Consider the following 18497-nt stretch of genomic DNA (forward strand, 5'->3'; position numbering starts at 1 on the left):
GGTTATGACATGGCGAGGACGTCCGCGTCCCGGTCGCGGGCTGGGCGAGGGGGCGGCGGCGCGCGTCATGACGTCGCGGCGGCGTCTGGGGCGCGACTGGCGCGGGAGGCGGGCTCAGGGTTCCGCTCCATGGTTGCGGCGCGGACACGCCCCATCGATTCGAACGGCCGGCGATGGTCGCCGAAAAGTACGAAATCGTTGCGGATCCTGGCCCATGGACCAGCTTTGCCGGTGTAACGCGTCTGCAATTTGTCGCTATGTATCCGCCTTGTATCGTTGCGCGCGGCGGCCGATACGACAGGCCGGGCTTGCGGGGAACTCCGCCGGGCCGCTACCACAGGACGTCGCGCGGACTGCCGGGCGCGAAGGGCCGAGCGGAGCGCATGAGCGACATCACCATCGTCGATATCGCCAAGCAGGCGGGCGTCTCGATCAAGACGGTGTCGCGCGTCATCAACCGTGAGGAGGGCGTCGGCCCCGCCACCCGGGCCCGGGTCGAGGACCTTGTCGAGAAGCTCGGCTACCGCCCCAACGTCTCGGCCCGTTCGCTGTCCAGCCGCCGCAGCTACCTGATCGGCGTCGTCTTCATGCGGGTCGGCGCCTATCACTATGTCGGCGAGGTCCAGGTCGGGGCCATGCGGGCCTGCCGCCGGGCCGGCTACCACATGGTCATCGAGCAGGTCGACGACCCGGGGCAGGCGAGGGGGCCTGGCCTGGCTCAAGCCCTCAAGGCCGGACGCTTCGACGGCCTCGTCCTGACGCCGCCGGTCTGCGACGACCCGGAGATCCTCGCGATCATCGAGGCCCAGGGACTGTCCTACGTCCGCATCGCGCCCGACCGCGACTTCGGCCGCTCGCCCTACGTCTTCATGGACGACCAGCAGGCCGCCCGCGACATGACCGCCAAGCTGTGGGACCTCGGGCACCGCCGCATCGGCTTCGTCGACGGCCCTTCGGATCACGGCTCGGCCCGCCGGCGGCGCGAAGGCTACATGACCGCCATGGCCGAGCGCGGCGCTCGCGTGAAGCCCGAGTGGATCGCCGGCGGCGACTTCATGCCCTTCTCGGGGCTCGAGGCCGGCGAACAGCTGCTGGACCTTCCCGAGCCGCCCACCGCGATCTTCGCGGCCAACGACGCCATGGCCATGGGCGTGATGTCGGCCGCCACCAAGCGCGGGCTGTCGGTGCCCGGCGACCTGTCGGTGGTCGGCTTCGACGACGGTCCGCTGGCGGAGTCGTCCTGGCCGGGGCTGACCACGGTGCACCAGCCTATCGCCGAGATGGCCGAGGCGGCGACCGAAATGCTGATCGAAGGATTCGGCGACCCCCGCTTCCGCAGCCGCACGGCCGCGAGACAGCTCGACTACCACCTCGTGGAGCGGGGCTCCTCGACGTCGCGCTGAGCGCCACTCGCTGGCCGGTTGAGGTAGTGTTTTCCCTAAATGTCTTTAGTGAGGGGGTTTTTGATCCCCTATTTTCGACTGTCTGAAGCTCGATAGTCTAGACAGCGGTGTCTTCCGAAAACTGGATAGACAACGTTGTCGTATCGTGTTGTCAATCTACAACAACGTTGTCGTCATCGGGACATTCCGAGACGGAACGGTGCTCAAACCCCGGGACAAGGGGTGGAGGAAACATCGCCCGGACGTCGTCAGCGACGCCGGGATACCGGCGGGAACCGGCGTCTCGACGCCGTTCTCCGGTCCGCGCAGGAAAGGGGACAGACATGCGCACCATGCTCTTTACTTCGGCCGCCCTGGCGGTCGTGTGCTTCAACGCGCCCGCGGCCTTCGCCCAGGACGCACCGGTGGCCCTGGACGAGGTGGTCATCACCGCCCAGCGCCGCAGCGAGAACCTGCAGAAGACCCCGCTGACCGTGTCGGCGGTCACCGGCGACAAGCTGGAATCCCAAGGGGTGAAGACGGTGGTCGACCTGGCCGCCCAGGTGCCGTCGCTGCAGATCACGTCCAGCGGCGCGGGCACGGCGCAGGTCTTCCTGCGCGGCATCGGCAGCACCAACACCACCGAGGTCGGCGACCCGGCCGTGGCCTACCACATCGACGGCATCTACCAGGCCCGCTCCAGCTCGCTGGGCGCGCTGTTCTACGACGTCGACCGGGTGGAGGTGCTGCGCGGTCCGCAGGGCACGCTGTACGGCCGCAACGCCACCGCCGGCGCCATCAACGTCATCACCAAGAAGCCGGTGCTCGGCGAGTACCAGGGCTCGGGCTCGCTCGACGTCGGCAACTACAGCGCCATCACCACCTCGGGCATGATCAACGTGCCGGTGGGCGACACCCTGGCCGTGCGCGCCTCGTTCCAGCAGAGCCGCCACGACGGCTACGTCAACGCCGTCAACAGCGGTCCGGGCACGGGCGGCAACGACCGCTACGACCAGGACGACAAGTCGGCCCGCCTGCGGGTGCTGTGGAAGCCGACCGACACCTTCTCGCTGCTGCTGAACGCCGACTACCTGCACCAGGGCGGGGCCGGCGGCGGGGACGGCACCTACGGCACCAGCCGGGTCACCGGCGATCCGTGGACCTGCAACTGCTCGACCAACCTCTATCGCAACAACCGCTTCTTCAGCACGGGCGCCGAGGCCAGCTGGGACCTGGGCTTCGCCAACCTGACCTATCTGGTCGGCTACAACTTCTCCAAGCTCGACCGCAGCGGCGAGAACGCCAGCACCGGCGCGCCGAACTACTTCCTGGGCAAGGACTACACCTGGTCGCACGAACTGCGCCTGGGCGGCGACACCGGCAAGCTGAAGTGGGTGGTCGGCCTCTATCGCTTCACCGAGGACAACAACGTCGACTTCCGGGTGTTCCTGGCGACCAACTCGTACCTGTCGTTCATCCAGCCTGAGATCACGGCCGAGAGCATCGCCGTCTTCGGCCAGACGACCTACGAGGTCACCGACCGGTTCCGGGTCACCGGCGGCCTGCGCTACACCGAGGACAAGAAGGGCCGGATCGGCGGCACCTACCTGACCAACGGCAGCGGGGCGATCGTCTCGACCGTCGTGGCCAACGTCGCCGACGCCAAGTGGGACGCCACCAACTGGAAGATCGGCGCCGACTTCGACTTGACCTCGACCTCGATGCTCTATGCCAACGTCGCCACGGGCTACAAGGCGGGCGGCTATTACGACGGCATCGCCGACAACGTCTACGCGCCGGAGAAGATCACCTCCTACGAAGCCGGCGTGAAGAATCGCTTCCTCGACAACCGCCTGCAGGTGAACGCCACCGCGTTCCTCTACGACTACCGCGACTTCCAGGTCAGCGCCCTGGGCACCATCGGCGGCCAGGACGCCACGGTGACCCTCAACGCCGACAAGGCCAAGATCTACGGTCTGGAGTTCGAGACCAACCTGGCGCTCACCGAGCATGACCGCATCGACGCCACCCTGGGCTGGCTGCACGCCGAGTACACCGACTTCGTGCTGCCGCGCGGGGACTCGTTCTCGAACAACGACGCCAACGCCTCGGTGGCGGCCTGCTTCACGGCCAACTACGCGGCGGCGGCTCCGCGCTCGACCGACTTCTCCGGCTGCCGCATGGCCCGCACGCCCGAGTGGACCTTCAATCTCGGCTACCAGCATATCTGGGAGCTCAAGGTCGGCGGCACGCTGACGGGCCGCATCCAGACCCACTACGAGAGCGACAAGAACCTCGAGTACCACGGCTTCGCGCAGAACAAGGAAGGCGCCTTCACCAAGACGGACGTCAGCCTGACCTACGCCAGCGCCGACGATCGCTGGACCCTGCAAGGCTACGTCCGCAACCTCGAGGACGACGACGTGCGCACCGCTTCGTCGCCGAACTCGACCACGGGTCTGGCCACCAACGGCGCCGGCGAATTCTACGCCCCGCCGCGCACCTACGGCCTGCGCCTCGGCGTGAGCTTCTAACCTCCTCACTCCCCCTCGCGCCCGGCGGACCCTGCCCGTCGGGCGCGCCTTTCTTTTTCGAGTAGATACGAGAGTTTAGCCGATGAACCTCACCCGACGCCTTCTACTCTTGGCCGCCTCGGCCGCGGTCCTCGGCGGCGCGGCGCAGGCCGCGCCCAAACAGCCCGAACTGGGCGTGCGCGACGGCAGGACGATCACCGTCGACGGCCTGAAGTTCCGCGACCTCGACCGCGACGGAAAGCTGGCTCCCTACGAGGACTGGAGGCTGTCGCCGGACGTCCGCGCCGCCGACCTGACCGCGCGCATGACGCTGGACGAGAAAGCCGGACAGATGATGCACGGCACGCTGCCGGCCATCGGGCCGATGGGCGTGGCCGGCATCGGCTCGGGCTACGACTTGGCCAAGGCGACGCCGCTGGTCGTCGACCGCCACGTCACCACCTTCATCACCCGCCTGGCCGGCGCGCCGAGCTTCCTGGCGCAGCAGAACAACGCCATCCAGGCGATCGCCGAGAAGGGGCGCCTGGGCGTGCCGGCGACGATCAGCACCGACCCGCGCCACCACTTCCAGTTCACGGCCGGCGCCAGCGTGGCGCCCGGCGGCTTTTCGCAATGGCCCGAGGCCCCGGGCCTGGCCGCCATCGGCGACGCGGCCCTGACCAGGCGTTTCGGCGACATCGCCCGTCAGGAGTACCGCGCCGTCGGCATCCACCAGGCCCTGTCGCCGATGGCGGACCTGTCGACCGAGCCGCGCTGGTCGCGGACCAACGGCACCTTCGGCGAGGACGCCGACCTCGTGGGCAAGATGACCAAGGCCTACATTCAGGGCTTCCAGGGCGGCGACAGCGGCCTCGCGACCGGCGGCGTCTCGGCCGTGGTCAAGCACTGGGTGGGCTACGGCGCCTCGGCCAAGGGCTTCGACGGCCACAACAGCTATGGCCGCTATGCCGTTTTCCCCAAAGGACAATTCGACCTGCACGTGAAGCCGTTCGACGAGGCCTTCGCGGCCGGCGTCGTCGGGGTCATGCCGACCTACGCCATCCTCCAGGACGTGGCCCTCTACGGCCAGCCGCTGGAGCCGGTCGCGGCCGGCTTCTCCAGGCAGCTACTGACCGGACTGCTGCGCGGCAAGCATGGCTTCAAGGGGATCGTGCTGTCCGACTGGGCGATCACCAACGACTGCGGCGACACCTGCCGCAACGGCTTTCCGGCCGGCGTCACGCCCAGCTTCGAGGGCTTCTCCACCGCCTGGGGCGTCGAGGACCTGGCCAAGGTCGACCGCTACGCCAAGGGCGTGAACGCGGGTCTCGACCAGTTCGGCGGCGTCGAGGACACGGCCGAACTGGTGGCCGCGGTGAAGGCCGGCAAGATCACGGAAGGCCGCATCGACGAGTCCGTGAAGCGCATCCTGCTGGTGAAGTTCGAGCAGGGCCTGTTCGAGAACCCCTATGTGGACCCCAAGGCGGCCGACGCGATCGCCGGCGCCAAGGCGTTCGTCGCCGAGGGCCGGGCGGCCCAGAGCGCCGCCCTGACGCTGCTGGAGAACAAGGACGGCCTGCTGCCGCTGAAGGCCGCCGGCCGCAAGGTCTGGCTCAAGGGCGTCTCGCCCGACGTCGCCAGGGCCTATGGCCTGACTCCGGTGACCGATCTCGCCCAGGCGGACTTGGCCATCATCCGCGTCGAGACGCCGTTCGAGACGCTGCACCCGAACTACACCTTCGGCGCGCGCCAGCACGAGGGCGATCTGTCGTTCAAGGACGGCGCGGCCGACTACGAGGCCATCAAGGCCGCCTCGGCCAAGGTCCCGACCATCGTCAGCGTCTATCTCGACCGCCCGGCGATCCTGACCAACGTCCGCGACAAGGCCGGCGCTCTGATCGGCGACTTCGGCGCCAGCGGCGAAGCGCTGCTCGACGCGTTGACCGGCAGGGCCAAGGCGCGCGGCAAGCTGCCGTTCGAACTGCCCTCGTCGATGGCCGCCGTCGAACAGCAAGCCGAAGACGCGCCGCACGACAGCGAAAAGCCGCTGTACCCGATCCACTACGGCCTGGCCTACTAAGAGGGGGACCGACACCATGATCCGCATGACGACCGCCGCCAGCATCGCGGCCCTCACGCTGGCCGCCGGCGCCGCCCAGGCCCAGCAGCCGTGGATGAACACCAAGCTCTCGCCCGACGAGCGCGCGGCCCTGCTCGAGAAGGAGATGACCCTCGACGAGCGCATCGGCCTGGTCCACGGCCCGATGTCGATGCCGATCTTCGGCATCAAGAAGCCCGACGGCGCCATCGGCTCGGCGGGCTATATACCCGGCATCCCGCGCCTGGGCGTGCCGGCGCTGGAAGAGAGCGACGCCAGCCTCGGCGTCACCAACCCGCTGGGCGTGCGGCCGGGCGACGGCGCCACGGCGCTGGCCTCGGGCCTGTCGCTGGCGGCGACCTTCAACACCAAGCTGGCCTATGACGGCGGCGCGGTTGTCGGCCGCGAAGCCCGCGCCAAGGGCTTCAACGTCCAGCTGGCCGGCGGCGTGAACCTGGCCCGCGACCCGCGCAACGGCCGCAACTTCGAATATCTCGGCGAAGACCCCTGGCTGGCCGGCAACCTCGTCGCCGCCCAGATCAACGGCATCCAGGCACAGGGCATCGTCTCGACGATCAAGCACTTCTCGTTGAACGGCCAGGAGACCAGCCGCCATTTCGCCAACTCGATCATCGACGAGGCCGCCCACCGCGAAAGCGACCTGCTGGCCTTCCAGATCGCCATCGAAAAGAGCCAACCGGGCTCGGTGATGTGCGCCTACAACCTGGTCAACGGCGACTACAGCTGCGGCGCCCCGCACCTGCTCAACGACGTGCTCAAGGGCGACTGGGGCTACAAGGGCTGGGTGATGTCGGACTGGGGCGCGGTTCACGCCACCGACTACATCGTCAAGGGCCTGGACCAGCAGTCGGGCGAGCAGCTGGACGCCAAGATCTGGTTCGGCGAGCCGCTGAAGGCCGCCGTCGAGAAAGGCGAGATCCCCGCCGCACGGTTGTCGGACGCCACGCGCCGCATCCTGCGCTCGATGTTCGCCGCCGGCCTGTTCGACAAGCCCGTGACCCCGGGCGGCGCCATCGACTACGACGGCAATGCTCAGGTCGCCCACGCGGCGGCCGCCGAAGGCATCGTGCTGTTGAAGAACCGCGAAGGCCTGCTGCCGCTGGCCAAGAGCGCCAAGACCATCGCCGTGATCGGCGGCCATGCCGACGCCGGCGTGCTGTCGGGCGGCGGCTCCTCGCAGGTGGTGCCGCCGGGCGGCGCCAAGCGCGTCGTGCCGCTGGGCGGCGAGGGCATGATGGGCGCCTTCCGCAGCCAGTATTTCAACGGCTCCTCGCCGCTGGCCGCGATCCGCAAGGCCGCGCCGGACGCCAAGGTCACCTTCGACGACGGTCGCTATGTCGCCTCGGCCGTCGCCGCCGCCAAGGCCGCCGACGTGGTGGTCGTCATGGGCAACCAGTGGATGGGCGAGGGCGAGGACGCCTTCGACCTTTCCCTGCCCAACGGCCAGGACGAACTGATCGCCGCCGTTGTCGCGGCCAACCCCAACGCCATCGTCGTGTTGCAGACCGGCGGCCCGGTGTCCATGCCCTGGCTGGACCAGGCCGGCGCCGTGGTCGAGGCCTGGTACGGCGGCGCCAAGGGCGGCGAGGCGATCGCAGACGTGCTGTTTGGCGCGGTCAATCCGTCGGGCCGCCTGCCGGTGACCTTCCCCGCCTCGCTGTCGCAGTACCCGCGTGAAGCCCTGCCGGGCCGCGGCGTGCCGGAAAAGACCAGGTTCGACGTCAATTACACCGAAGGCTCGGACGTCGGTTACCGCCGCTTCGCCGCCACGGGCGACAAGCCGCTGTTCCCGTTCGGCTACGGCCTGTCCTACACCTCGTTCGCCTATTCGAACCTCAAGGTCGAGGGCGGGCAGAGCGTCACCGTCAGCTTCGACGTGGCCAACACCGGCAAGGTCGAGGGCAAGGACGCGCCGCAGGTTTATCTGACCGGGGCGGCCGGCAAGCCGTTGCAGCGGCTGATCGGCTTCGGCAAGGTGTCGCTGAAGCCGGGCGAGAGCCGCCGGGTGACCCTGACCGCCGATCCGCGCCTGCTGGCCAGCTTCGACGCCACGGGCCGTCGCTGGGTCGTCACGGGCGGCGACTATCAGGTGGCCGTCGGCGCCTCGGCCACCGACCTCGCGCTCAAGGGCGGGGCCAAGGTCAAGGCGCGGACGCTGAAGCCGTAAGGGAAGGGCATGGCGATGAGATCTTCAGGGAAGTCTCTGGTTTCTGGCCTCGCCCTGGCGCTGGCCATGGGCCTTCCGGCCCTGGCCGCCGGGCCGGTGGTCAAGACCGCCAACGGTCCGGTCGAGGGCGTCGAGAGCGGAACGGTGGCGGCGTTCAAGGGCGTGCCCTTCGCCGCCCCGCCGGTCGGCCCGCTGCGCTGGCGCGCGCCCCAGGCTCCGACGGCCTGGACCGCCGTCCGCCCGGCCGCCGAATACGGTCCCGACTGCGCCCAGAACCCGTTCCCCGGCGACGCCGCGCCCCTGGGCGTCAAGCCCGCCGAGGACTGCCTCTATGTGAACGTCTGGACGCCGAAGGACGCCATCAAGACCAAGGCCAAGAAGCCGGTGATGGTCTGGATCTACGGCGGCGGCTTCGTCAACGGCGGCTCTTCGCCGGAGGTCTATGCCGGCGACCGCTTCGCCCGCGACGGCGTGGTGCTGGTCAGCTTCAACTACCGGGTCGGCCGCTTCGGCTTCTTCGCCCATCCGGCGCTGTCGGCCGAGAACGCCGACGGCGGCCTGCTGGGCAACTACGCCTTCATGGACCAGATCGCGGCCCTGAAGTGGGTGAAGGCCAACATCGCCGCCTTCGGGGGCGATCCGGACAACGTCACGATCTTCGGGGAGTCGGCCGGCGGCATGTCGGTCAACGCCCTGCTGACCACGCCTCTGGCCGAAGGCCTGTTCCACAAGGCGATCATCCAGTCGGGCGGCGGCCGGCCCCGCCTTCTGCCGTCGCTGCCGATCAAGGCCGCGTCGGGCGAGCGCTCGGCCGAGAGCGTGGGCCTGGCCTTCGCCGCCAAGGCCGGCGTGACGGGGGAGGGAGCTGATGCGCTCGCCGCCCTGCGCGCCCTGCCGGCCGACGCGGTGGTCGACGGCCTGAACATGGCGACCTCCGGCGTGCCCACCTGGAACGGCGGGCCGATGTACGACGGCAAGATCGTCACCAAGCCGGTGCTCGACGCCTTCGCCGCCGGCGAGTGGACCAAGATGCCGGTCCTGGTCGGGGCCACCGGCGCCGACGGTTTCTTCTTCGGCGGCACGCGCGACCAGGTCTTTGCCCCGTTCGGCGAGCGGCGGGCCGAGGCCGAAAAGCTCTATGACCCGACCGGCGACGGCGACATCAAGGTTTATGGCTGGAAGGCAGCGGGCGACCGGATGTTCATCGAGCCGGCGCGCGAGGTGGCCCGCACCCTGTCGGCGCAGGGCGCGCCGGTCTGGTCGTTCCGCTTCTCCTACGTGGCCGAAAGCCAGCGCAAGGAGTGGTGGGCCGCCCCGCACGCCACCGAGATCCCGTTCGTGTTCGACACGGTCGACGCCCGCTACGGCGCCGCCCTGACCCCGGCCGATCAGGCCGCCGCCAAGGCCGTCCACGCCTACTGGATCGCCTTCGCGACCAAGGGCGCGCCGGACGCGGCGGGCCAGCCGGCCTGGCCGAAGTACGACGCGGCCGGCGATGTGATCATCGACTTCGCCAACGACGGCGTGAAGGCGGGGCCAGATCCCCTGAAGGCGCGGCTCGACCTCGTCCAGGCCACCACGCCCAAGCCGGCGGGGAAATGACATGGCCGCGCGGCTGGCGCACGCGGTGATCGACCGCGACACCTTCCAGGCCCTGCGCCGGGCCCTGCCGGCCGCCACCAAGGCCTGCCTGCAGGAGACCTTCGGCATCAGCGAGACCACCTGGGTCAAGCTGCGCGACGGTCGACCGGTGAAGCAGGCGACCCTGGAGCGGCTGCTTGAGCGCTATCGCCGGGTGTGCGGCGAGACCGAGCGTCGGGCGGCTTGATCCGCTCTGGAAATAGTTCGTCATCCCGGCTCGGCCTTCGGCCGTCCGGGATGACGGGTTTGGGATGAAGGGCTATCAGCCGATCCGCGGAAGCCCGTTCATGATCGCCGTCAGCGCCAGCACCGTCTGGCCCTCCATGGCGCTGTGGCCCGCATCCGTCTTCACGTAGCTGGCTGGCGGCGCGCCGATCTCTTCCAGGGCCGCGACCAGGCGCGAGGCCTGGGATAGCGGGCAGACCTGGTCGAAGCGGCCATGCACAATGTGGATGTCCAGCCCCTTCAGCGCGCCCACGTTGCGGACGATGTAGTCGGGCTCGAGGAACAGGCCGTTGGCGAAGAAGTGGGCCTCGATCTGCGCGAAGCACAAGGCGAAGTCGGCCTCGCCGAACTTACCCGCGTCGGCGTTGTCGGGGATCATGTTCGAGATCGTGCCTTCCCAGACCGACCAGGCCACGGCCGCCTGCAACTGGCGCTCACGCTCGGCCTGGCTGGCCGGGACCATGTCGAAGATTTTCTTGTAGGCGCCCATGATGTCGCCGCGTTCCTCGGGCGCGATGACCTCGACGAAGGCTTTCCACTCGTCGGGATAGGCGATGTAGGCGCCCGGTTCGGTCAGGGCGTAGGGCGTCTTGGTGAAGGTCGCCGCGTTGCCCTGGTACATGTAGAGCAAGTCTTCGGTCGCACCGAGGAAGATGCCGCGCAGGATCAGCGAGGCCACCTTGTCGGCGTGGCGGATGGCGTAGGTCAACGCCAGGGTGCTGCCCCAGCTGCCGCCGAACACGTGCATGCGCCCGGTGATGCCCAGCGCGTCGCGCAGCTTGTTGATGTCGTCGACCAGGTGGTCGGTGGTGTTGTTGGTCAGGGCGACCTGCGGGCCGGCCGAGGCGACGGTCGGCTCGCTCTTGCCGCAGCCGCGCTGGTCGAACAGGATCACGCGATAGCGCTTTGGATCGAAGAAGCGGGCCATCGGCGGAGCGCAGGCGCCGCCCGGGCCGCCGTGCAGGAACATCACCGGCTCGCCGTCCGGATTGCCGTACTCTTCCCAATAGAGCTTGTGATCGGGCGCGGCGTCGACCTGCAGCAGGCCGCTCTTGTTGGCGACCGGCTGGTCGTACTTCCATTCGCCAGTGACCTTGCTGGTGGTCCGCAACCGCGAGAAATTCATAACTCGACCTTTCGTGAGGCTGTTCGCCCGTGCCGTTTAGATGCGCTCGCCGCGGCGGGCCGCAAGTCAAAATCGCCGCTCTCGACAGGATCGGAGCGTCCGCGTAACCCAGCCTTCCGCCGCGCCTGAAAGGAGGGACCATGGCCAATCCCTTTTCGCTGCTGCTTCCGGCGCTGGTTCCGTCGTGGAACTTCTTCGACGTCATCGCTCCGTCGCCGCGCGTCGAATACGCCCTGGCGGAAACGCGCGACGCCGTCTTGGACGCCTGGACCGAGTTCCGCCCTCGGCCTCAACGCCTGTCGCCCGCCGCCATGCTGGCCCGGCTGTTCTGGAATCCGCGCTGGAACGAGAGCCTGTTCCTGGTCAGCTGCGCCGAGCGCCTGGTCGAGGAGCCGACCGCTCACGGCGAGGACGAGATCTTCCGCCGTATCGCCGCCGATCTCGCCACCCAGCCGGACGCCGCGCCCTGGCTGTCGTTCCGGCTGCTGTTCATCGACCCGACGGGCGAGCGCGACGTGCTTTACCAGACAGCACCGCGCCTGCGGGCGGACATCGACGTCCGATGAGCTTCGACCACGCCCTTCGCCTGACCGAGGCACTGCTGGCCCTGGCGCTGATCCAGCAGAGCCTCGAGCATCTGCGCGCCTTCCGTCGCGAGCGGATCCTGTTCGGCGCGCGCATCGTCCTTTGCCTGTTGGTCCTGGCCGGGGTGACACAGCCCTGGCCGCTGGTCGCTCTGGCGGGCCTGTCGCTGCTGATCCTCCAGCGCTTCAGCGGTCCCTACAACGGCGGCAGCGATCGGCTGGGCCTGCTAGCCCTGTGGTGCCTGACCCTGGCGCGGACGCTGCCGGTCGAGGCCTGGCGCGAGCTGGCCTTCGGCTATCTCGGCGTGCAGCTGATGCTGTCCTACTTCATCTCCGGCTGGGTGAAGATCGTGAACCCCGACTGGCGAAGGGGCGCAGCCCTGCGGCAGGTGTTCGCCTTCTCGGCCTATCCGGTCTCCGAGAGCCTTCGCGGCTGGGCCGAGCGGCCGCGTCTGCTGCTGGCCATGTCGTGGGCGGTGATGCTGTTCGAACTGGCCTTTCCGCTGACCATGGTCTCGCAGCTGTCGCTGGTGGTCGGGCTCGTGGTCGCCGCGACCTTCCACCTGGCCAATGCCTGCCTGTTCGGCCTCAACCGCTTCTTCTGGACCTGGGTGGCGGCCTATCCGGCCATTCTCTGGCTGCAACAGCGCCTGTTCTAGCCCCAGGCCGGGAAGACGAGGCAGGTCGGCCGATCCGCGGCGATCGCCTGGCCGGTGGCGGCAAGGCGGCCGGAGGCCTGATCGCGGGCCAGCACGGTCACCGTGTTCGAGCCCTGGTTCGCCGCCAGCAGCCAGCGGCCGGTGGGATCCAGCGCGAAGCTCCAGGGCGTCTTGCCGCCCGAGGCGATGCGCTGAAGCTCCCGCAGCTCGCCGCTGGCCTGGTCGACGGCGTAGGCGACGATGACGTGCTCGACGCGGATCGAGGCGTAGACGAAGCGGCCGTCGGCGCTAACCGCGACCTCGGCGCCGTTGATCGGTGGTTCGCCGCCGGCCCGCAGGGTCTGGACGAGGGCCAGGCGACCGGCCTCCCAGCGATAGGTTCGCGTCTCCGGCACGATCTCGCTGAGCAGGTAGACGAAGCGGCCATTGGGGTGCGGCGCCAGGTGGCGCGGCCCGGTTCCCGGCGGCAGGGCGACCGAGGCCTCGTCAGGCGGACCCAGTTTGCGCGTCGCGGCGTCGTAGTCGTGGACGAAGATCCGGTCCGCCCCGAGATCGGCGACTAGGGCTTTGCGGCCGGTCGGATCGACCATCACCGCATGGGCGTGCGGGCCCTGCTGCTGGGGAGCCGGTCCCGAGCCCGTATTGGCCTGAACCGAGGCCGTCGCCTCAAGCCCGCCATCGGCGCGGACGGGCAGGGCGGCGACGTGGCCCGTGCCATAGTGCGCGACTAGCAGCCCGCCGGCCTCGCGATCCAGAGACATGTGCGCCGGACCGCCGCCGCCGGAGGCGACCGTCGAGATCACGGTCAGGGCGCCAGTCGAGGGATCGGCCTTCAGCGCGTGGACCTGGCCCTGCTCGCCGGGGCCGTAGCCGGTTTCGCTCAGCGCGTAGATCAGGGGGCGGCTGGGATGGGCGACCAGCCAGGTCGGCCGGAGCAGTGGCGCGACCACGCCGATCGGGCTCAGCTTGCCTGTAACGAGGTTCAAGCGCGCCGCGACGATCCCCTGGTCGTCCTTGTCCGCCTGACCGCCGACATAGACCAGCCGCTCGTCCTGCGATGCGGCCTGGGCCGTCGAGGCGGCCATCAGGCCCAGCGCGCCGGCGGCGACCGCGCGGCGGGTGGGCGAGGCGTGTCTGGAATCGGTCATCGGCGTCTCCTCCCGTCGTGCTTGTCAGGCTTTCGTCGGGGCGTCGATAAGACCACTCGGGTTTCTGCATCGAAGAAAATCGCGCCGGGTTTGACGGAAATCGGCGGGCCGTGCATCGCTCCCTCCAGAGCAACTCGAACAGAGTGCCAGACAACTCGAAGAGAGTGATTGGGGCGGAAACGGTGTCGGAGGGGCGTGCGCGCGTCGTGGCTTGGATCGGGCGGGAAATCCTGCCCCACGAAGCCGACCTGCGCGCCTGGTTGCGGCGAGCCTTCGCCACGGCCGGCGACGTCGACGACATCGTGCAGGAAACCTACTGCCGCCTGGCGGGCCTGTCCCTGGTCGACCATATCGGCGAGCCCAGGGCCTATCTGTTCCAGGCCGCCCGCAGCGTCGCGCTGGAGCAGTTGCGCCGCGCGCGGGTGGTGCGGATCGACACGGTGACGGAAATCGACGCGCTGAACGTCGAACTGGACGAGCCTTCGCCCGAGCGCATCGCCGGCGGGCGGCGCGAACTGGAGCGGGTGGGGCGGCTGATCGCCGCCTTGCCTGACCGTTGCCGCCGCATCTTCGAGATGCGCAAGATCGAGGGCCTGCCGCAACGCGAGATCGCCCGCCGCATGGGCGTGACCGAGAACGTGGTCGAGAACGAATCCGTGAGGGGGCTGCGCGCCATCCTCGCCGCCCTCGCCGAGGGTGAAACCGAACAACCCACGGCCGTCAGGAGGCCGAGTACGCATGACCGAACGCGAAAGCGCCGCTGACATCGAGGCGGCCGCCGCCCGATGGGTGGTGCGCGCCGATCGCGGGGATCTGGACCCGGCCGAGCTGGACGTCTGGCTGGCCGCCGATACGCGTCGCCAGGGCGCCTATGTCCGGGCCCAGGCCGCCTGGGGCCTGCTCGATCGTGGCCGGGTGCTGGGCGGCGAGGAGCGAGCGGCGCCGCCACGTCGTCGCATCGATCGCCGGGGTCTGCTGGCGGGACTGGGCGCGGCGGCCGCCGCCTGCGTCGCCGTGGTCGTCGCGCCGCGCCTGCTGTCGGCGCGCTACGGCACCACGCTGGGCGAGATCCGCCGCGTGCCGCTGGCCGACGGCTCTCTGGCCGCCATCAACACCGACACCACGCTGGAAGTGGCGATGAAGCCGCGCAGGCGCGAGGTGCGTCTCGACCGGGGCGAGGTCTGGTTCCAGGTCGCCAAGGACGCCGATAGGCCGTTCGTGGTCGAGAGCGGCCCCGTGCGGGTGAGGGCGGTCGGCACCGCCTTCTCCGTGCGCCGCCGCGACGGCGGCTGCGAGGTGCTGGTCACCGAGGGCGTGGTCGAGGTCTGGTCGGAAGGGGCGGGCGAGGCGCCGCGTCGGGTCACGGCCGGCGAGCGGGTCTTCGCTTCCGACAGCGCCGGCGCCGCCCGGCCTGTGCTGGCGTCGCTGGAGATCACCCGTGAGCTCGCCTGGCGCGAGGGGCAGATCGTGCTCGATGGCGAGGCCTTCGGCGCCGCGGCGCAGGAGTTCAACCGCTACAACGCCCGCAAGATCGTCATCGCCGATCCGGACCTGGCCGAGCAGAAGCTGGTCGGATGGTTCCGCACCAACGAGCCCGAAAGCTTCGCCCGCGCCGCCGCCGCCAGCTTCGGCGCCCGGGTGACGGTGCGCGGCGACGCCATCCTCGTCCAGTCGGTCGCGCCCCTGGCGGAGTAGGGATTTCCGCCGACCGCGCGTGACGATCCTCGAAAAAATTCGCGGCGTTCTGACGGAAACCGGTTTCCGGCTCATCGCTCAAGACAGGCGCTCCCAGAAGCGCCGTGCGAAACGACAAACAGGGAGGGCGCGGAAATGGGTTGTCCGCGATACGTCTACGGAAAATCGGCGCTGATGCTGGCGGCTGGGGCCGCGGCGGTTCTGGCGGGAAGCCAGGCCCAGGCCCAGTCACGCAAGTTCGACGTGCCGGCGCAGGCCGCCGCCACCGGCATTCCCCAGTTCGGCAAGCAGGCCGACCTGCAGATCCTGGCGCCCCAGGCGGCCGTCCAGGGCAAGCGGGTCAACGCCGTGCGCGGAACCTACACCGTCTCCGAAGGGCTCTCGCGCCTGCTCGATGGCGCCAACCTGACCGTGGTCTCCAACGACGGCCGCACCGCCGTGCTGGGCCAGAAGGGTTCGGTACAACTGGCCTCGACCGCGCCCGTCGCGATCCCGCAGCAAGCAGACCCCGTCGGTGACACGATCGAGGAGCCTGCGGCCGTCGAGGAGGTGGTCGTCACCGGCTTCCGCGCCAGCCTGGGCAGCGCCCTGAACATCAAGAAGCGCACCAGCGGCGTCGTCGACGTCATCAAGGCCGAGGACATCGCCGACTTCCCTGACGCCAACCTCGCCGAGTCCATACAGCGCGTGCCGGGCGTGTCGATCGCCCGCGACGCCGGCGAGGGCCGCCAGATCACCGTCCGGGGCCTGGGTCCGCAGTTCACCCGCGTGCGCATCAACGGCGTCGAGGGCCAGAGCACGGCCAGCGGCACCGACAGCTCGGGCGGCGCGAACCGCAACCGCTCGTTCGACTTCAACGTCTTCGCCTCGGAGCTCTTCAACAGCATCACCGTGCGCAAGACCGCCTCGGCCTCGACCGAGGAGGGCTCGCTGGGCGCGACGGTCGACCTGCAGACCGGCCGGCCGTTCGACTACAAGGGCGCCACCCTCGTCATCTCGGCCCAGCAGGGCTACAACGACCTGTCGGAAAGCTGGGACCCGCGCTTTGCCCTGCTGGCGTCCAACACCTGGGCCGACGGCAAGCTCGGCGCCCTGGTCTCGGTGGCCTACACCGAGCGCAACCTGCTGGAAGAGGGCCACGGCTCGGGCGGCTGGCTGAACGGCACGGAGGTCGGCGGCTTCAGCCCGGCCTCGACCTTCACCCCGGCCAGCTCGGCCAGCGTGTTCACCCCGCGCTTCCCGCGCTATGGCCGCCTGACCCACGACCAGAAGCGCCTGGGGATCACCACCTCGCTGCAGTTCCGGCCCGACGAGAAGACCCTGGTCACGGCCGACTTCCTCTATTCCGACTTCAAGGCCACCCGCACCGAGAACTGGCTCGAAGCCCTCTCGTTCGCCCGCAACGCCGCGCAAGGCGGCCGGCCCGAGATCATCGTTCGCGACGGCGTCGTCAACGCCAAGGGCGACATGGTCTATGGCCTGTTCGACGACGTCGACGTCGAGAGCGAGACCCGCTTCGACAAGCTCGACACCAAGTACACCCAGGCCACCTTCACGGCCGAGCACCGCTTCTCCGACCGCTTCAAGGTGACGGGCCTGGTCGGGTTCTCGAAGTCGGACTTCGACAACCCGATCCAGACGACGGTGATCCTCAATCGCGAAAACGCCGACGGCTTCTCCTACGACTATCGGAACAACGCCAACCTGCCGGCGATGAACTTCGGCTTCGACGTCACCGACCCGCTGGCCTACAATTTCGGCGCGGCGCGTTCGGAAATCCGTCTGCGTCCGCAGGGCGTGACCAACACCATCCAGACCGCCCAACTGGACGGCGACTACGAGCTGAACGACACCTTCCGCCTGAAGGCCGGCGTGAACCTGAAGAAGTACGAGTTCGACTCCTGGGCCCTGGCGCGGGTCAACGAGTCCGTCGTGCCGACCCTGCCGGCCGGCGTCACGCTGTCGAGTCTGACCAAGCTGGTCAGCGGCTTTGGCAAGAACCTCGGCGGTTCGGGCTATCCCACTAGCTGGGCCGCGCCCGATCTGAACGCCTTCGCCAAGCTGTTCGACATCTACAGCGGCACGGGCCTGTTCGAGCTGTCGGGCGCCAGCAACGCAAACGCCCGCGGCAACATCCGCAGCGTCGAGGAGAAGGACACCGCCGCCTACGTGCAACTGGACTTCAACTCCGACCGCTTCGCCTGGCCGATCCGCGGCGACGTCGGCGTGCGCTACGTCAAGACCGAGCAGAGCTCGACCGGCTACCAGCTGGTCTCCGGCGCGGCCCAGCAGGCCACCGTCGATCGCGACTACGAGGACGTGCTGCCGGCCCTGAACCTGACGGCCGAGGTGACGCCCGACTTCCTGCTGCGCTTCGGCGCGGCCAAGGTCATGACCCGTCCGAACCTGGGCAGCCTGACGCCAGGCGGAAGCCTCAGCGTGGTGGGCGTGTTCAGCGTCAGCTCGGGCAATCCGTATCTCGACCCGATCCGGGCCACCACCTACGACCTGTCGGCCGAGTGGTACTTCGCCAAGGACGCCCTGCTGTCGGTCGGCCTGTTCTACAAGGACATCGACAGCTACATCCAGACGCAGCGGATCTCGCAGACCTTCGCCGCCTCGGGCCTGCCCACCAGCCTGCTCGACGGCCTGGCCGGCGTGTCGGCCAACGACGTCTTCCTGTTCAGCAAGCCGGTCAACACCGAGGGCGGTCCGCTGAAGGGCATCGAGATCAGCTACCAGCAGCCGTTCAGCTTTCTGCCCGGCCCGCTGCGCCACACCGGCGCGATCTTCAACGTCACGATCGTCGACTCCAAGATCGACTACATCTCGTCGCGCTCGGCCACGGGCTTCGTGCAGAACGATCTCGTCGGCCTGTCCAAGAACGCCTTCAACGCCACCCTCTACTACGAGGACAGCAAGTTCAGCGCCCGTGTCTCCGGCGCGTATCGCGACAAGTATCTGACCGCCGTGCCCAGCGGCACGTCGACCAACGACATCGACGGGGTGCGCGACACCTTCACCGTCGACGCCTCGGCCTCGTACCAGATCAACAAGCGCCTGAAGGTCACCTTCGAGGGGCTGAACCTGACCGACGAATTCAACGACCAGTACACCGACAGCGTGCGCGACAGCGTCTACGTCTATTCGCACACCGGCCGGCAGTACAACTTCGGCCTGAGGTACTCGTTCTAGGCCGGACCGAACCTTCCTCCTCCCAGGGGAATGTTGGGCGTCG

General features: G+C 69.0%; 13 protein-coding genes. 11 read left to right on the top strand and 2 right to left on the bottom strand.

The window, feature by feature from the left end:
* Positions 1–383: 383 nt before the first annotated feature.
* From C1707_RS16430 to C1707_RS16455, 6 genes are all read left to right on the top strand, one after another.
* Positions 384–1403, top strand: a complete 1020-nt coding sequence (locus tag C1707_RS16430) for a LacI family DNA-binding transcriptional regulator (protein WP_101713298.1) — start codon at positions 384–386, stop codon at positions 1401–1403.
* Between the two features lie 323 nt (positions 1404–1726).
* On the top strand, positions 1727–3916 hold the full coding sequence (locus C1707_RS16435) for a TonB-dependent receptor (RefSeq protein ID WP_101713297.1): 2190 nt from the start codon (positions 1727–1729) through the stop codon (positions 3914–3916).
* Between the two features lie 82 nt (positions 3917–3998).
* Positions 3999–5975, top strand: a complete 1977-nt coding sequence (locus C1707_RS16440) for a glycoside hydrolase family 3 protein (RefSeq protein ID WP_101713296.1) — start codon at positions 3999–4001, stop codon at positions 5973–5975.
* A 16-nt stretch (positions 5976–5991) separates the two neighbouring features.
* On the top strand, positions 5992–8181 hold the full coding sequence (locus C1707_RS16445) for a beta-glucosidase family protein (RefSeq protein ID WP_101713295.1): 2190 nt from the start codon (positions 5992–5994) through the stop codon (positions 8179–8181).
* Between the two features lie 15 nt (positions 8182–8196).
* Positions 8197–9783: a carboxylesterase/lipase family protein gene (locus tag C1707_RS16450; RefSeq protein WP_205686784.1), complete on the top strand. Its 1587-nt coding sequence runs from the start codon at positions 8197–8199 to the stop codon at positions 9781–9783.
* Between the two features lies 1 nt (position 9784).
* Positions 9785–10009 carry a hypothetical protein gene (locus tag C1707_RS16455; RefSeq protein ID WP_101713293.1) on the top strand — a complete coding sequence of 75 codons (225 nt, stop codon included), beginning with the start codon at positions 9785–9787 and terminating at the stop codon, positions 10007–10009.
* A gap of 75 nt (positions 10010–10084) precedes the next feature.
* On the opposite strand, the gene pip is transcribed toward C1707_RS16455, so the two are convergent.
* Positions 10085–11173 carry a prolyl aminopeptidase gene (gene pip / locus C1707_RS16460; protein WP_101713292.1) on the bottom strand — a complete coding sequence of 363 codons (1089 nt, stop codon included), beginning with the start codon at positions 11171–11173 and terminating at the stop codon, positions 10085–10087.
* Between the two features lie 140 nt (positions 11174–11313).
* On the opposite strand from pip, the gene C1707_RS16465 reads away from it, so the two are divergent.
* Entirely contained in the window at positions 11314–11739 is a 426-nt protein-coding gene (locus C1707_RS16465) for a hypothetical protein (RefSeq protein ID WP_101713291.1), read from the top strand.
* Positions 11736–12416, top strand: a complete 681-nt coding sequence (locus tag C1707_RS16470; RefSeq protein ID WP_101713290.1) for an HTTM domain-containing protein — start codon at positions 11736–11738, stop codon at positions 12414–12416. The genes C1707_RS16465 and C1707_RS16470 overlap by 4 nt, the downstream gene beginning before the upstream one ends.
* On the opposite strand, the gene C1707_RS16475 is transcribed toward C1707_RS16470, so the two are convergent.
* Positions 12413–13564, bottom strand: a complete 1152-nt coding sequence (locus tag C1707_RS16475; RefSeq protein WP_101713289.1) for a lactonase family protein — start codon at positions 13562–13564, stop codon at positions 12413–12415. The genes C1707_RS16470 and C1707_RS16475 overlap by 4 nt on opposite strands.
* 182 nt (positions 13565–13746) lie before the next feature.
* On the opposite strand from C1707_RS16475, the gene C1707_RS16480 reads away from it, so the two are divergent.
* From C1707_RS16480 to C1707_RS16490, 3 genes are all read left to right on the top strand, one after another.
* Complete coding sequence (locus C1707_RS16480) at positions 13747–14328, top strand: RNA polymerase sigma factor (RefSeq protein ID WP_101713288.1); 582 nt, start codon at positions 13747–13749, stop codon at positions 14326–14328.
* The gene (locus C1707_RS16485) at positions 14303–15259 is read left to right on the top strand and encodes a FecR family protein (protein WP_101713287.1); all 957 of its coding nucleotides are present in this window, start codon (positions 14303–14305) and stop codon (positions 15257–15259) included. Before C1707_RS16480 ends, C1707_RS16485 begins: the two co-directional genes overlap by 26 nt.
* A 135-nt stretch (positions 15260–15394) precedes the next feature.
* Positions 15395–18454 carry a TonB-dependent receptor gene (locus tag C1707_RS16490; RefSeq protein ID WP_101713286.1) on the top strand — a complete coding sequence of 1020 codons (3060 nt, stop codon included), beginning with the start codon at positions 15395–15397 and terminating at the stop codon, positions 18452–18454.
* The last annotated feature ends 43 nt before the right edge of the window (positions 18455–18497 follow it).

The sequence above is a fragment of the Caulobacter flavus genome, assembly GCF_003722335.1.
GTDB lineage: Bacteria > Pseudomonadota > Alphaproteobacteria > Caulobacterales > Caulobacteraceae > Caulobacter > Caulobacter flavus.

What these genes read in the sequence shown, in the direction of transcription:
- C1707_RS16435 (WP_101713297.1), top strand. Translation starts at nt 1,727, where the DNA reads ATGCGCACCATGCTCTTTACTTCGGCCGCCCTGGCGGTCGTGTGCTTC.
- C1707_RS16490 (WP_101713286.1), top strand. Translation starts at nt 15,395, where the DNA reads ATGGGTTGTCCGCGATACGTCTACGGAAAATCGGCGCTGATGCTGGCG.
- C1707_RS16485 (WP_101713287.1), top strand. Translation starts at nt 14,303, where the DNA reads ATGACCGAACGCGAAAGCGCCGCTGACATCGAGGCGGCCGCCGCCCGA.
- C1707_RS16430 (WP_101713298.1), top strand. Translation starts at nt 384, where the DNA reads ATGAGCGACATCACCATCGTCGATATCGCCAAGCAGGCGGGCGTCTCG.
- C1707_RS16465 (WP_101713291.1), top strand. Translation starts at nt 11,314, where the DNA reads ATGGCCAATCCCTTTTCGCTGCTGCTTCCGGCGCTGGTTCCGTCGTGG.
- C1707_RS16470 (WP_101713290.1), top strand. Translation starts at nt 11,736, where the DNA reads ATGAGCTTCGACCACGCCCTTCGCCTGACCGAGGCACTGCTGGCCCTG.
- C1707_RS16455 (WP_101713293.1), top strand. Translation starts at nt 9,785, where the DNA reads ATGGCCGCGCGGCTGGCGCACGCGGTGATCGACCGCGACACCTTCCAG.
- C1707_RS16475 (WP_101713289.1), bottom strand. Translation starts at nt 13,564, where the DNA reads ATGACCGATTCCAGACACGCCTCGCCCACCCGCCGCGCGGTCGCCGCC.
- C1707_RS16445 (WP_101713295.1), top strand. Translation starts at nt 5,992, where the DNA reads ATGATCCGCATGACGACCGCCGCCAGCATCGCGGCCCTCACGCTGGCC.
- C1707_RS16450 (WP_205686784.1), top strand. Translation starts at nt 8,197, where the DNA reads ATGAGATCTTCAGGGAAGTCTCTGGTTTCTGGCCTCGCCCTGGCGCTG.
- C1707_RS16440 (WP_101713296.1), top strand. Translation starts at nt 3,999, where the DNA reads ATGAACCTCACCCGACGCCTTCTACTCTTGGCCGCCTCGGCCGCGGTC.
- pip (WP_101713292.1), bottom strand. Translation starts at nt 11,173, where the DNA reads ATGAATTTCTCGCGGTTGCGGACCACCAGCAAGGTCACTGGCGAATGG.